Source organism: Geobacillus sp. Manikaran-105, assembly GCF_002809955.1.
GTDB lineage: Bacteria > Bacillota > Bacilli > Bacillales > Anoxybacillaceae > Geobacillus > Geobacillus thermophilus.
The window spans coordinates 1-14,473 of record NZ_PIJG01000016.1; the positions used below are offsets into that span (position 1 = coordinate 1).

General features: G+C 50.9%; 14 protein-coding genes. 9 read left to right on the top strand and 5 right to left on the bottom strand.

Translation table 11 applies throughout. The annotated features are described in order from the left end of the window. Positions 1 to 174 precede the first annotated feature (174 nt). A complete protein-coding gene (locus tag CV945_RS06595; protein WP_100659400.1) occupies positions 175 to 1,152 on the top strand; it encodes a LacI family DNA-binding transcriptional regulator in 978 nt (325 codons plus the stop codon). 58 nt (positions 1,153 to 1,210) lie between these two features. Here CV945_RS06595 and CV945_RS06600 read toward each other — a convergent pair whose 3' ends face one another. Continuing rightward, positions 1,211 to 1,891 carry a response regulator gene (locus CV945_RS06600; protein ID WP_100659401.1) on the bottom strand — a complete coding sequence of 227 codons (681 nt, stop codon included), beginning with the start codon at positions 1,889 to 1,891 and terminating at the stop codon, positions 1,211 to 1,213. An 83-nt stretch (positions 1,892 to 1,974) separates the two neighbouring features. Further along, on the bottom strand, positions 1,975 to 3,552 hold the full coding sequence (locus CV945_RS06605) for an ATP-binding protein (RefSeq protein WP_100659402.1): 1,578 nt from the start codon (positions 3,550 to 3,552) through the stop codon (positions 1,975 to 1,977). 106 nt (positions 3,553 to 3,658) lie between these two features. On the opposite strand from CV945_RS06605, the gene CV945_RS06610 reads away from it, so the two are divergent. The 5 genes from CV945_RS06610 to CV945_RS06630 all read left to right on the top strand — a co-directional run bounded on the left by CV945_RS06610 (position 3,659) and on the right by CV945_RS06630 (position 9,488). Beyond that, on the top strand, positions 3,659 to 4,705 hold the full coding sequence (locus CV945_RS06610; RefSeq protein ID WP_100659403.1) for a TRAP transporter substrate-binding protein: 1,047 nt from the start codon (positions 3,659 to 3,661) through the stop codon (positions 4,703 to 4,705). 166 nt (positions 4,706 to 4,871) lie between these two features. Next, entirely contained in the window at positions 4,872 to 6,137 is a 1,266-nt protein-coding gene (locus tag CV945_RS06615) for a dicarboxylate/amino acid:cation symporter (RefSeq protein WP_100659404.1), read from the top strand. A gap of 238 nt (positions 6,138 to 6,375) precedes the next feature. Next, positions 6,376 to 7,203: an aldo/keto reductase gene (locus CV945_RS06620; RefSeq protein WP_100659405.1), complete on the top strand. Its 828-nt coding sequence runs from the start codon at positions 6,376 to 6,378 to the stop codon at positions 7,201 to 7,203. 147 nt (positions 7,204 to 7,350) lie between these two features. Further along, on the top strand, positions 7,351 to 8,043 hold the full coding sequence (locus CV945_RS06625; protein ID WP_100659406.1) for a zinc metallopeptidase: 693 nt from the start codon (positions 7,351 to 7,353) through the stop codon (positions 8,041 to 8,043). 98 nt (positions 8,044 to 8,141) lie between these two features. Continuing rightward, complete coding sequence (locus CV945_RS06630; RefSeq protein ID WP_100659432.1) at positions 8,142 to 9,488, top strand: hemolysin family protein; 1,347 nt, start codon at positions 8,142 to 8,144, stop codon at positions 9,486 to 9,488. A gap of 70 nt (positions 9,489 to 9,558) precedes the next feature. Here CV945_RS06630 and CV945_RS06635 read toward each other — a convergent pair whose 3' ends face one another. Continuing rightward, positions 9,559 to 10,470, bottom strand: coding sequence for an RluA family pseudouridine synthase (locus CV945_RS06635; protein WP_100659407.1), 912 nt, complete (start codon positions 10,468 to 10,470; stop codon positions 9,559 to 9,561). Between the two features lie 137 nt (positions 10,471 to 10,607). On the opposite strand from CV945_RS06635, the gene CV945_RS06640 reads away from it, so the two are divergent. Further along, positions 10,608 to 11,006, top strand: a complete 399-nt coding sequence (locus CV945_RS06640) for a YhcU family protein (RefSeq protein ID WP_100659408.1) — start codon at positions 10,608 to 10,610, stop codon at positions 11,004 to 11,006. Between the two features lie 35 nt (positions 11,007 to 11,041). Here CV945_RS06640 and CV945_RS06645 read toward each other — a convergent pair whose 3' ends face one another. Continuing rightward, positions 11,042 to 11,518 (bottom strand): thioredoxin family protein, encoded by a 477-nt coding sequence (locus CV945_RS06645; RefSeq protein WP_100659409.1) that lies wholly within the window; start codon positions 11,516 to 11,518, stop codon positions 11,042 to 11,044. Next, positions 11,515 to 11,952, bottom strand: coding sequence for a disulfide formation protein C (locus tag CV945_RS06650; protein WP_013523012.1), 438 nt, complete (start codon positions 11,950 to 11,952; stop codon positions 11,515 to 11,517). The genes CV945_RS06645 and CV945_RS06650 overlap by 4 nt, the downstream gene beginning before the upstream one ends. 182 nt (positions 11,953 to 12,134) lie before the next feature. Between CV945_RS06650 and CV945_RS06655 the strand changes: the two genes are divergently transcribed. Further along, on the top strand, positions 12,135 to 12,581 hold the full coding sequence (locus CV945_RS06655; RefSeq protein ID WP_094239605.1) for a CBS domain-containing protein: 447 nt from the start codon (positions 12,135 to 12,137) through the stop codon (positions 12,579 to 12,581). Positions 12,582 to 12,694: 113 nt separating this feature from the next. Further along, positions 12,695 to 14,452: a phospho-sugar mutase gene (locus CV945_RS06660; RefSeq protein WP_033009340.1), complete on the top strand. Its 1,758-nt coding sequence runs from the start codon at positions 12,695 to 12,697 to the stop codon at positions 14,450 to 14,452. Positions 14,453 to 14,473: the final 21 nt, after the last annotated feature.

Below are 14,473 nucleotides of genomic sequence, written 5' to 3' on the forward strand. Positions count from 1 at the left end.
TGGCGGGTGTTGGTCAAGGGCGAATCCGGCCCTCCGCATGCCCCACGATGCTCAATGGGATGATCTGTGTGGAGTTTTCATAGAACTTTTGACGCTACCGTATACTAGATGGCAGAATCAACATAATGTATGAAACGCGTTTCAAAGCAAGTCTTTTTTAGGGGAGTGGGGAACATGGCGAATATCCGCGATTTGGCGAAAGAGGCGGGAGTGTCGGTGGCCACTGTATCGAGGGTGTTGAACGGATATCCATATGTGAGCGAGGAAAAACGAAAAGCGGTTTGGGAAGCGGTGGAGAAGTTAAATTACTCGAAAAATATTCAAGCCGTTCACTTGGCGAAAGGAAGGACAACGATTGTCGGGGTCATGCTTCCGTACATTCACCACCCTTATTTTTCGGCTGTAATCGAAGGGATTTCCAAGGAGGCGCTTCGTTATGGTTACCAACTGCTTTTGTTTCAGACGAATTATGATGTGGAGAGGGAGCTCGAGGCATTGGAACGGCTGCGGATGAAGCAAATGGATGGGATGATCGTATGTTCCCATGAAGTGGACTGGGAAGCGTTTGCCGCTTATCAGGAAGACGGTCCCATCGTTTTATGCGAGCAGGTGGAAGGGTATGATTTTTTCACCGTCTATATCGATCACTACCAGACGTTTGTCCAAGCGCTGCGCTACTTGATCAAAAAAGGGCACCGACACATCGGCTATTGCATCGGAAGAATGACGGGGCCGAACAGCCAAGCGAGGGCGGCGGCGTACCAGGATGTGTTGCGTGAAGTCGGCGTCATTCCTCGACGGCATTGGGTTTTTGATGGGTGTCTATTTCTTGAGGATGGAAAGCGGGTCATGGAGCAATGGATCGCGATGGAGGAGCGTCCGAGCGCGTTGCTTGTGACGAGTGACCAAGTGGCGGCCGGAATCGTGCTCGAGGCGCGACGCATCGGAGTGCGCATTCCAGAGGAGCTTGCCATCATTGGGTTTGATAATGATCCGCTGGCCGAAATGATGGGCATTACAACCGTGGCGCTCCCCCATTTTACGCTCGGGGAAAGAGCGTTCCGCCTTCTTCACCATTGGCTGGAGACAGGCCGTGTGACGCGAAAACAGGAAGAGCTGCCTGCTCGGTTGTTGGTGCGGGATACGGCATAATAGGGCCTGGCTTTCCATTTTTGACAATTCGTTTGAAGCCGCTTGAAACACCATCGTGTTATATAGTTTTCAGATGGTATCGGTTCACGGGGCGTCCGACGCCGCCGTATTGAACATCGAGCACGACTTTTCCCGTTTTCTCAAGGTATTCCAAGTAGCGGCGGGCCGTCACACGGGCGATGCCGACGCCCTCGGCCACTTCCTCGGCGGAAACAGGGAAGCGGTGCTGGCGCAAGTAGGCGACGACTTTTTCCAACGTCACTTCGTTTAATCCTTTCGGAAGTTCAGGGAGCGGGGCGGCAGGTTGTTCAGCCGTTTGCCGCAGTGCATCGAGTTCTGCCTGGGTGAGCGATTCCTTTTCTGCAAGCGACTGGCGGAACGCCCGATAATTTCCCAGCGCCTGTTTGAGCCGTTCAAATTTAAACGGTTTCACAATGTAATCGAAGGCGCCGTTTTGCAGGACGCGGCGCACTGTTTCAATGTCGCTTGCTGCTGTGATGGCGATGATGTCAACTTCATGGCCGCGGGCGCGGATTTGCTTTACTGTTTCAAGGCCGTCTAGCTGCGGCATGTAAATATCAATCATCGCTAAATCGGGACGCAGCTCGTCGATGAGGCGGAGTCCTTCTTCACCGTTTCCGGCAAGGCCGACGACGGTGAAGCCGTCCACTTGTTCGATCATTTGCCGGTTCACTTCCTGGACCATCGGATCGTCTTCAATGAGCAGTACACGGTACATGCTTTTCCTCCTTTGCACGGATGGAGCCTGTTTACATGATGGAGAAAGACACCAGCGCTGTTTCGCTAGGCTTCCTTGCTATGTTACATGTCAAATGTGATCGTAAAGATGGTGCCTTTTCCTTCTTCCGATTGAACCTCGATTTGTCCGTTTCCTTTGTCCACGATTTGTTTGACTAAATATAAGCCGATGCCGCGGCCATCGCTCCCTTTTGTGGAGAAGCCTTCTTCAAAGATGCGGCCGAGATGTTCGCGGGCGATGCCTTGGCCGTTGTCTTCGACAGAGAGGGAGCAGACATCCTCATTTTGTTCGATGCTGACGTATACTTCCTTCTCGCGGCCGGCGACGTTGCGGAACGAATCAAATGCATTTTCGATTAAATTGCCGAGGATCACGACGAAATCATGGTGATCAAGGCGCGGTGGAAACCGGTGCAGCCGGCTGTGCCGGTCGATCGTCACGCGAATGCCGAGCTCTTTGCCGCGGCGGATTTTGCTTAACAATAGCCCGGAGATGCTTTCGTCTTTGATGTTGCGGCTTAAAAACTGCGTCAGTTCTGCCTGTTCCTCTGTAACTTGGAAGACGTACTCGAGCGCTTTTTCGATATGGCCGAGCTGGATGAGGCCGGCGATCGTGTGGAGCTTGTTCATGTATTCATGGTTTTGCACGCGCAGGGCATGGACAAACGCTTTCACTCCTGTCAGTTCTTCGGCCAGCCGCTTGACTTCCGTGCGGTCTTGGAAAATGGCAATGGCGCCGACTGTTTTCCCGTTGACCTTGATCGGGATGCGGTTGCTCCAGATCGTCAAGTTGCCAATTTGCAGCTCACGATTATAAATCGGTTTGTTTACCTCAAGAATTTCCGGAAGATGTGTATCCGGGATGACAGAGCGGATCGGCTGCCCGATGACATCCCCTTCGACGCCAAGCATTTGTTTCGCCCGATCGTTGAAAATCGTGATGCGTTCATCGCTGTCAATGGCGATGACGCCTTCGTGCATGGCGTTAAACGCCTCTGTCCGCTCCACAAGCAGTTTGGCGATTTCATGCGGCTCGAGTTGGAACATTTGCCGCTTAATGTGGGAGGCAAGCAGCCAAGCTCCGCTTCCGCCGGCGAGCAGCGACAAAACGATCGCTATCGCAATTTCCTCTTTTACTGTGCTCATCGCTTCCCAAAATGTCGGCAGCCGGTAGGCGGCGATGACGACGCCGATTTGTTCGTGATCGCTGTTCATAATGGGGACGAAGGCGCGGATCACGGTTCCGATTTCCCCACGCGCTTTCGAGGTGTACGTATGCTCGGCAAATGCCGGCCCTTCATCGGCGCCGTGGGAAATGGTGCCGATCATTGCTGGGAGCGGGTGGGAGAGGCGAACTTTGTTCATATCGAGTACGACAATATAGTCAGCGCTGTGGATGACGCGCACCCGTTCGACGATCATGTTGACGAGCGCCCGGCTTTGCTTGTCGCCGACAATGTGGTGTTTGACTTCCGGCAGTTCAGACACTGTGCGCGCTGTCAACAAGGCGCGCTGGCTCAGTTCTTCTTCTTTTGTATGAAAAAAATCGCTGATGATAAACAAGCCGCTCAGCAGCATCGAAAAACTGACGATGACAAAAATTAAAATCGTGATTTTCCAACGGATCGGCAGCCGATTCATGGCGAGACTCCTCTTTTTTCGAAACAGTCATTATCATTTATTTTAGCATGATTCCTCTGATATGATAAAAGAGATGAAAAAATCAAGGACGAAAATGGTGTGGATGATGAGAAACAGTTGGAAATGGTGGCTGCTCCTTCTGTTCGCCGGCATCGGGTTGGCTGGATGGGCGGTGAGCCAGCAAGTCGGCCGGGAGCCGCTTGTTTATGATGATGAACAAAAGGGGCTGCAAAACCAAATTATTATTTACTTTAGCCATGTTGTTGCGGAAAACACGCCAAAAGGGTTGGCGGCGCAAAAGTTTGCCGAGCTTGTCGAACAAAAGACCGATGGCCGCGTCAAAGTTGAGGTGTTTCCGAACGGTTCGCTCTATTCGGACGGCGAGGAGCTTGATGCGCTGTTGCGCGGCGATGTGCAAATGATCGCGCCATCATTTTCAAAGGTGACAGAGCTTGTCCCCGAATGGCAAGTGCTCGATTTGCCGTTTTTGTTCCGCAACGATGACGATGTGCGCCGCGTCTTTACTGGAGAAATCGGGGCTGAGCTACTCGGAATGCTTGAGGCGAAGAAAATCAAAGGGTTGGCGCTTTGGAGCAACGGATTTAAGCAAATGATGAGCACCACCCGCCCGCTTATCGCACCTGATGACTTCCGCGGCTTGCGCTTTCGCATTATGCCGAGCGAAGTGATCGAAAAACAGTTTCGCCTGCTTGGCGGAGAACCGGTTGCTGTCTCATTTGACCATGTGTATCGGGCGCTTGAGCAGCATGAGTTTGACGGCCAGGAAAATACGATTTCCAACATTTACTCAAAAAGTTTCTACAAGTTTCAGCCTTACATCACCATCAGCAACCACGGGTACCTTGGTTATGCCGTGATGATGAACCAAGCATTTTGGGACCATTTGCCAAAAGACATCCAGCAAAAAATCACTGAAGCGATGGCTGAAGCAACACAATGGAATTTGCAGGAGTCAAAGGCGCAAAACGAACGGGAATTGAACGAATTGCGCCAGCGCGAGGACGTCCATCTTTATTTGCTGTCGGAAACAGAAAAACGGAGATGGGAACGGAAATTGGCCCCGCTGTATCAGGAATTTACGAGGCAGTTCGGTTCTAGACTTTTGAATGAAATCAAGAAATCCGATGAATAAGCTTCCGGTGACGGAAGCTTCTTTTATGGCGATAGATGCAGTTTTTGTAAACGTTTGAGACCAAAAAGACCAAAACGACCATTATCACCATAATATTTTGATTTTATGCTTTTTCCTTTATGATGATGTTGAAAGCGTTGTCAAGACAAAGAAAGGAGTGGGAGAAATGCGGAGCAAATTTAAAAATTTAACTGTGCAAGTCATTATCGGTATTATTTTAGGGATTATCGTCGGATTTTTATTCCCGGAATTCGGCACGAAGCTGAAAGTATTGGCCGATGGGTTTATTAAGCTGATTAAAATGGTGATTGCGCCGATCATTTTCTTCACGGTCGTCATCGGGATCGGCAATATGGGCGACTTGAAAAAAGTCGGCCGCATCGGCGGCAAGGCGCTCATTTATTTTGAAATTGTCACCACGTTTGCGTTGGCTATCGGGATTGTCGTCGTCAACCTAGTCAAACCAGGGGTCGGGTTTAACACCGATGCCGTAAAAGGCGGCGACATTTCGCAATATACGAAGCAGGCGGAAGAGACGAGCCACGGGTTTGTCGATTTCGTGCTCAGTATTATCCCGGATAACGTCGTCGCAGCGATGGCCAGCGGAGAATTGCTTCCGGTACTCTTCTTCGCCGTCCTGTTTGGCTTGGCGGCAGCAGGGTTAGGGGAGAAAGCCAAACCGGTGCTTTCGTTGTTTGAGCGAATCGCTGAAATTTTCTTTGGCGTCGTCAATATGGTCATGAAAGTTTCGCCGATTGCTGCATTTGGCGCGATGGCGTATACGATCGGCACGTTCGGCCTTGGTTCGCTCGTGTCGCTCGGTAAACTGATGGGTTCTGTTTACATTACGATGGCGCTTTTCATTTTCGTCGTGCTTGGCGGGATTGCCAAGTTTTATGGGTTTAACATCTTTAAGTTTCTCGCTTATATCAAAGAGGAACTGTTGCTTGTTTTGGGCACATCTTCGTCTGAATCAGCGCTGCCGCGGCTGATGGAACGTTTGGAAAAATACGGGTGCTCGAAATCGGTTGTTGGTCTTGTCGTTCCGACAGGGTATTCGTTTAACCTAGACGGCACATCGATTTACTTGTCGATGGCGGCGATTTTTATCGCTCAAGCGTACGGCATTGATTTAACCATTTGGCAAGAGCTGACGTTGCTTGGCGTATTAATGCTCACCTCGAAAGGGGCAGCAGGGGTTACCGGTTCCGGCTTTATTACACTGGCTGCAACGTTGGCAGCATTTCCGATGATTCCGGTCGAAGGCATCGCCTTGTTGCTTGGGGTTGACCGCTTCATGTCGGAAGCGCGGGCGATTACGAACATCATCGGCAACGCTGTGGCGACGGTTGTCGTTTCAAAAATGGAAAATGAGTTTCATCCTTCTGCTGGACAAAATCTAGCGGAAGGGAAGATGACAATCGCGAAGTGAGGAACGGGAATCTGCCCCTAAGGGCTGTATGAACAGCCTTTGGGGGCGGTTTTTTATTTTGGCAAAAAATATAGAAAAACGAGCCCCGAAACGCACTGCACATTGCAAATCGGCGGATGAAAAAAGGATGGAGCGAGACGGAGAGGGGATATTTTCCTCGTTTTTTGTGCATATATTTTGCTTTTTCCTGGACGTTTTTCCATAATAAAGCTATACCGATGTTGGAGGAGGAAGCAGATTGAACAGTTTGCAAGACTGCGCTGTATTACATAACGGTGTGCAAATGCCGTGGGTTGGCCTTGGCGTCTACAAAGTAAAGGAGGGCGAGGAAGTAAAAAGCGCGGTGCGCACCGCGTTGGAAATTGGCTATCGCCATATTGACACGGCCGCTTTTTACGAAAACGAAGAAGGGGTCGGGCAAGCGATCCGTGAATCCGGCATTCCGCGCGAGCAAGTATTTGTGACGACGAAAGTATGGAACACCGACCAAGGGTATGAGACGACGCTGAAGGCGTTTGATGCAAGCTTGAAAAAGCTTGGGTTTGATTATGTTGACCTGTACTTAGTCCACTGGCCGGTGAAAGGGAAGTATAAAGAGACGTACAAAGCGCTGGAAAAGCTGTATAAAGACGGCTATGTGCGCGCGATTGGCGTCAGCAACTTCCAAATTCACCATTTGCAAGATGTGCTGGCTGACTGCGAAATTAAGCCGATGGTCAACCAAGTCGAGTACCATCCGCGCTTAACGCAAAAAGAGCTGCAGGCGTTTTGCCGGGAAAACGGCATCCAGCTTGAGGCATGGTCGCCGCTTATGCGCGGGGAAATTTTAACCGAACCGACAATCGTTGAAATTGGCAAAAAATACGGGAAAACGCCAGCGCAAGTCGTGTTGCGTTGGGATTTGCAGCACGGCGTCGTGACGATCCCGAAATCGGTGACGCCGGCGCGTATTAAAGAAAATGCCAACCTTTTCGATTTTTCGTTGACAGCCGAGGAAATGAAGCAAATTGATGCGTTAAACTTGAATAAACGGATTGGCGCCGATCCAGACAACTTCAACTTTTGATAAACAGGATCGGCCAAACAGCGCCCGTCGTCGGCGCTGTTTTTTCTATAAGAGAAATGAAACCAAGGTGGCATATTTGACGTATGAAATGATGAACAAGTACAATAAATAATAGTATACACAATTGGAAAAACGGAGGGTGCTGAGATGCTATTCCATCCGATGGATATTTTCATTTTTATCGCCTTCCTGATATCGCTTTGGGCGCAATGGAAGGTATCAAGCAATTTCAATGCCTGGTCTGAAGTTCCAGCCTCATCGGGGTTGACGGGGGCGGAAGTGGCGCGCATGATTTTAGACCGCCACGGCTTGCATCACGTGCCGGTTGAGGTCGTTCCGGGACGATTGTCCGACCATTACGATCCAATTTCCCGCACTGTTCGTTTGTCGGAACCTGTCTTTTACGGGCGTTCGATCGCTTCCATTTCCGTTGCCGCCCATGAGGTCGGTCATGCGGTTCAGCATCAGCAAGGGTATGCGGCGCTCGTTCTTCGCCACCGGATGTTCCCTGTTGTGAATTTGGCTTCCGGCGTGGCTCCGTTTTTACTGCTGGTTGGGTTTTTGCTCCATCAATTTTCATTGATCGGTCTCGGCATTTTGTTCTTCTCACTGGCGGTGGCGTTTCAAGTCATCACGCTGCCGGTCGAGTTTAATGCGAGCGCCCGGGCGAAACGGTTTATCTTGGCGGAAGGAATTATCGCTCCGGATGAAGTTCGCGGCGTGAACAAAGTGCTCGGCGCAGCGGCGTTGACGTATGTGGCCGCGACATTGATCGCCGTATTTGAGCTGTTGAAGTATGTGCTCATCTTTACCCAAGGGAACAATAACGAAGAGTCGTAATGCGTTGTGCCGCCTTAGGCTGTCCGCCGTTGGCGGCATGGCGAAACTTTTGCACGCAGGAGGTGTACCTGGGCGCTTCATCCGCGCTCGGAGATGAATTGGACATAGCCAGTTTGCTGTTAGTGGCGTTACTTATTGCCTGCACCGCCTTTTTTGTCGCTTCGGAATTTGCGATCGTCAAGGTGCGCAGCACGCGCATCGACCAACTTATCAATGAAGGCAATAAACGGGCGATCGCGGCGAAAAAAGTGATTTCGAACTTGGATGGCTATTTATCGGCGAACCAGCTCGGCATTACGCTCACCTCGCTTGGGCTTGGCTGGCTTGGGGAGCCGACGGTGGCGCGGATGTTGCTGCCGCTGTTTGAACGCCTCCATTTATCGGAATCCGTTTCCCACTTTTTAGCCTTTATTATTTCGTTTTCATTGATCACGTTTTTGCATGTTGTTGTCGGCGAATTGGCGCCGAAAACATTTGCTATTCATAAAGCAGAAGCGATTACGCTGTGGACAGCCAAGCCGCTCATTTGGTTTTACAAAATCATGTATCCGTTCATTTGGACGCTCAACAACTCTGCGCGGCTCGTGACGCGCCTGTTTGGCCTCAGGCCAGTGGCGGAGCATGAAATCGCCCACTCTGAGGAGGAGTTGCGCCTCATTTTATCAGAAAGCTACAAAAGCGGGGAGATCAATCAATCCGAGTATCGCTATGTCAACAACATTTTCCGCTTTGACGATCGCATAGCGAAGGAAATTATGGTGCCGCGCAAAGAAATTGTCGCGCTCGATATTAACAAAAGCTTCAAGGAAAACTTGGACATCATTCGCGAAGAAAAGTATACGCGCTATCCGGTCATTGATGGCGATAAGGACCATGTGCTCGGGCTCATTAACGTGAAGGAAGTGTTTACGGATTTCATCGCCAACCCGTCCCATGATAAACAGATCAAAGACTATATCCGCCCGATTATTCAAGTGATTGAATCGATCGCCATTCACGATTTGTTGGTCAAAATGCAAAAAGAACGCATCCATATGGCGATTTTAGTCGACGAGTACGGCGGCACATCCGGATTGGTAACAGTTGAGGATATTTTGGAAGAAATTGTCGGCGAAATCCAGGATGAGTTCGATATCGATGAAACGCCGCTTATCCAAAACATTGGCGATCGGTTCATTTTGGATGGCAAGGTGCTCATTAGCGAAGTGAACGATTTGTTAGGGCTTGAAATCGATGATGACGATGTCGATACAATCGGCGGTTGGGTGTTGACGAAGCATTATGACATCAAAACAGGCGATACTGTGGAAATCGACAACTATCTCTTTACGGTCAAAGAGATGGATGGCCATCACGTCAAGACGCTCGAGGTGGTGAAAAAAGAACCGGATCGAGAGGAAGAAAGCGAAACGGCGGACGTTGAAGAAGAGCAGCTGCGTTTGTAAGGCAGACGGGGAAACGTCTGCCTTTTTTGCGTCTGCCTTGGGGGCGCCTGCTTTGGCGTGCCGCGAAACGTTAGCAGTGTTCTTGGTTGTAAACGGATGGAAGGGGAACGGGAAAGTCGTCCGTCGGTGCGAGGCAGACGACTTCCTCATTTGTAAACGGGTGGCGGAACGTTAGTTTAGCGGCATGCAGCGCATGACGATGAAATATCGGCTGGCCGCCGTAAAGCGTGTCGCCGACGAGCGGATGGCCGAGATGGGCCAAATGGACGCGAATTTGGTGCGTCCGTCCGGTGTCAAGGGTAAGCTCGACAAGCGACGCAGCGGGGAACGTTTGGAGCACGCGATAGTGCGTCACTGCTCTCGCCCCGGTTCGCGAGACGCGGCGGCGCGTCGGATGATGGCGGTCGCGGCCGATCGGCGCAGAAATCGTTCCGGATTTGGTGGACAGGCGGCCGTGAACGAGGGCGATATACGTCCGCTTAATGGCGCGCTGGGCGAGCATCCGGTCGAGCGTTGCGCCGGCGAGCGGATGTTTTGCAAATAGAATGGCCCCCGATGTGTCGCGGTCGAGCCGATGAATGTGGCGCACTTTTGTCAAAATAGCCTGTGACTGCAAATAAAAGGAAACGGCATTCGCAAGCGTGCCGGTTTGTCCCGCTTCAGACGGATGGACATCGATGCCGGCTTCTTTGTTTACGACGAGCAAATGGTCGTCCTCCCATAAAAGCGAAAGCTCCCGGTATTCCGGAACGATCAAGGAAGGCTCCGGCGCATACGCATGAAGCTGAAGCCGATCCCGCTCGCGCAACACTGTCTGCCATGAGACCGCTTCGCCGTTTCGTTTGACGCCGTGTTCCATTCGCCATCGGTGGGCCAGTTTTTTGGATGCAGCCCATACATTTTTCAGGAGCTGTTCGATGGTCAAGCCGCTCCAAAAGTCGGGAATCGAACATTCAAGCCAATCGCCTTTTCTCGTCCACAAATGTTGTCACCCTCCCAGTTCCCTGTAGTCGTGGAAACACTTTCTACCCCTACATAGGCGGCAAATATGGTACACTCATAGTATCGTCTTAGCGATGGAAAACGCAAGCATTGCGGCGAGAAAAGGTGGTATGAACATTGAAGATAATGTATGCGGCAACCCCGGAGCAAGAAAACTATATTCACTATTTGCTCAATTATTTTTACACCGATGTTTTCCCTTATTACTTCGATGATGAACAAATTCGCCAGTTTGAGGAATGGGGCATTCTTTCGCTGAACGATGGCCATGTTGCATATAATGGGACGATGAAAGAGGCATTCCAAATTATTTCTGCGCTGCAGTCGCTGATCACCGTCATTGAATATATCGGGGAACATGGAGAGTGCGATCAATACGAGTGGTTGTTTGTCCGCAATCAAAACATTTTGGCTCGTCATGGCATCACCTTTCCATTTCGGGCCAAGCAGTTTCTCCATAAGCGGGCGATGCCGTGCAGCATGTATGTTCCCGCTGTGAACCAGTGGGTGATGTAGGGCAAGGGGCTGCGTCTTGTAAAAGGCGCAGCTCCTTATTTTTTTGGCATTGGCAGTGAGGCAAACCATCGGCGAAACGTTTTTTCATCATGGTATCCTTCGATGCGTTTTGCCTCTTTGCCGTTTTCATAATGGACAATGGTCGGGGTTGCTTCAATATGGTATCTGTCCCAACCGTCTTCAAATTCGAGCAAGTTGAACAGTTTTAAGTCGATGCCCAGCTGTTTCGCCAAAGGAACGACGATCGGCGTTGTCCGCTGGCAGTGCGGGCATGTCGGGCTGTAAAAGTAAACGGTCAGCGTCTTGCCGTCAGCCAGTTGCTGTTTCAACTCCGCGGGCAAAATAATGTTGCGGTAGTTCGGGTCGTCAAGTTGGGCGACAGTGGCTGGGTTCAGCTCGCTTTTATGGTAAGGGTTGTTGCTTGCGGCTTCTTTTTGTTCGTACATCGTAATAAACGCGATCGCAGCGAACAGGACGACAATGATGCCGCCAAATGCGAGCAGTTTTTTCAACGTTCGCTCTCCTTTCTTTGCTGGCGCATGACGGTCCAACTTAACAAAATAATGATCATAAAGGCAGTGAACGCCAAAAATGGAATGGTGATAAATCCAAGCCAGTTTATATATTGCCCTGTGCACGGAATGCGGCCGCAACTGATGGCGTATTCTTGAAGCAGCGGAATTTTTTGCAATCCATAATGATACAGAGAAATACCCCCGCCAATCAATGACAGTGTGAAGCTATAGCGAGCCGCCGCAGCGTCTTTGCGCACGATGGCGATTCCTAAAATGATGACTTGCGGATACATAAAAATGCGTTGAAACCAGCACAGGTCGCACGGAATGTACCCAAGCACCTCCGAAAAATAAAGGCTTCCGAGGGTGGCGATGAGCGCGGTCGCCCATGCGGCCAAAAGCAAGTGTTCTGCGCGTTTTTCTTGTTCCATCCTTCTCCCCTTCTTCCGTTGCAGACACCGTTGCCCGATCTTACACTGTTCAGCTCCATTATATAGGGATGGAAAACGGAACGTCCATTCATAACCGGCAAAGGGCAGGAAAGAAAACAACATTTTCTATCTATATCGCTCGACAAACGAGCCATACTAATCGGTGAAAGGGGAGGATCACATTGACGAACAACAGCGGAACGAAAGTGCAAGACATTATGACGAAAAACGTGGCGACCATTTCGCCGAACCAAACAGTGCAAGAAGCCGCGCAAATTATGAGTCAAAAAAATATTGGCGCGCTGCCGGTTGTGGAAAACGGGCAAGTGAAAGGAATGATCACAGACCGCGACATTACATTGCGTGTCTCGTCCCAAGGGAAAGACCCGTCGACGGTCAAAGTAGCGGATGTGATGACAAACCAAGTCGTCACCGGTACGCCAAACATGAGCGTTCAAGATGCCGCCAATGTGATGGCGCAGCACCAAGTCCGCCGCTTGCCGATCGTCGAAAACAACCAGCTTCAAGGCATTGTCGCTTTAGGCGATATTGCGACGAACAGCGCATCGAACGAAGCGGCCGAACAGGCGCTGACGAACATTTCCGAACCTTCGCAGCCGCAAGGGTAATGGAAGAAAAAGGATGTCCCGGAAAACAGGGACATCCTTTTTCTTTCGGCAGGTATATTGTATGATAGCAGCGAATACATAAAAAGGGGAAATCAAGATAGGGAGGGCAACCGATGGACTGGAGACAAAAATACGAACAATGGCTTCATGCTCCGCAGCTCGATCCGGAGTTGAAGCAGCTGCTGAACCAACACAGCGATGATGAACGGTGGCTCGAAGATTGCTTTTACAAAAATCTCGAGTTTGGCACCGGTGGGATGCGCGGCGAGATTGGACCGGGAACGAACCGGATGAACATTTACACGGTTCGAAAAGCGTCGGAGGGGTTGGCGCGATACATACAGTCGTTTGGCGATGAGGCGAAGCGGCGCGGCGTTGTCATTGCCTATGACTCGCGGCATAAATCGCCGGAATTCGCCATGGAAGCCGCGAAAACGTTGGCGACAAACGGCATCCAAACGTACGTCTTTGAGGAACTGCGGCCGACGCCGGAACTGTCGTTTGCTGTCCGCCATTTGCGGGCGTTTGCCGGCATTGTGATCACCGCGAGCCATAATCCACCGGAATACAACGGCTACAAAGTCTATGGCGAAGACGGCGGGCAGCTGCCGCCGGATACTGCTGACGAAGTGATCCGCTACGTCAATGGAGTTGAGAACGAGCTTGCCATTCAGGTTGATGATGAAACGACGTTAAAAGAAAAAGGATTGATCCGCATCATCGGCCCAGAAATCGACGAGGCGTATGTAAATGCGGTGAAAACAATTTCCCTTCATCCGGAGCTGGCCCGTGAAACAGCGATCAACATTGTCTTTACCCCGCTTCACGGCACGTCAAACAAACCGGTGCGCCGCGCCTTGGCCGAGTTAGGTTACCAAAACGTCTTTGTCGTCAAAGAGCAGGAACAGCCGGATCCGAATTTCTCGACCGTTGCTTCGCCCAATCCGGAAGAGCATGCAGCTTTTGCCTTGGCGATGGAGCTTGGCAAACAAGTGAACGCCGATTTGTTGATTGCGACTGACCCGGACGCGGACCGGCTCGGCATCGCGGTCAAAAACGAGCAAGGGGAGTATGTCGTGTTGACCGGCAACCAAACAGGGGGACTGCTCCTCCATTACTTGCTGTCGCAGCGACAAGAAAAAGGTCTTTTGCCGAGCAACGGCGTCGTTTTAAAAACGATCGTGACATCCGAATTTGGCCGGGAAATCGCTGCATCATTTGGCCTTGAGACTGTCGATACACTCACTGGATTCAAATTTATCGGCGAAAAAATTAAGGAATATGAACAAACAGGGCAATATACGTTCCAATTCGGTTATGAGGAAAGCTACGGGTATTTGATCGGCGATTTTGCCCGCGATAAAGACGCCGTCCAGGCGGCTGTCCTCGCTGCGGAAGTATGCGCGTTTTACAAGAAGCAAGGGCTGTCGCTCTATGAAGCATTGCTGCAGCTGTTTGCCAAATACGGCTATTATCGTGAAGGGCAGCGGTCGCTGACATTAAAAGGCAAGGAAGGGGCGGAGACGATCGCCGCGATTTTAGCGTCATTCCGCCAGCATCCGCCGGTGGAAGCTGCAGGGAAAAAGGTGACCGTGATCGAGGATTATACAACGAAAGAGCGGACGAATACGCTGACTGGAGAAAAAACGGCAATCACGTTGCCGACTTCAAATGTGTTGAAATATATGCTCGAGGACGGCTCATGGTTTTGTCTGCGGCCGTCGGGAACGGAGCCGAAAATGAAGGCATACTTCGGCGTGAAGGGGATTTCGCTGCAAGACAGCGAGGAAAAATTGGCGCGTCTTTCCGACGCGGTCATGCAACGGGTGCACGATGTGCTGCGAGCCGTTTCGCCTTCGTACATTCAATGAGAGAACAGCGGGGAGTGGGTT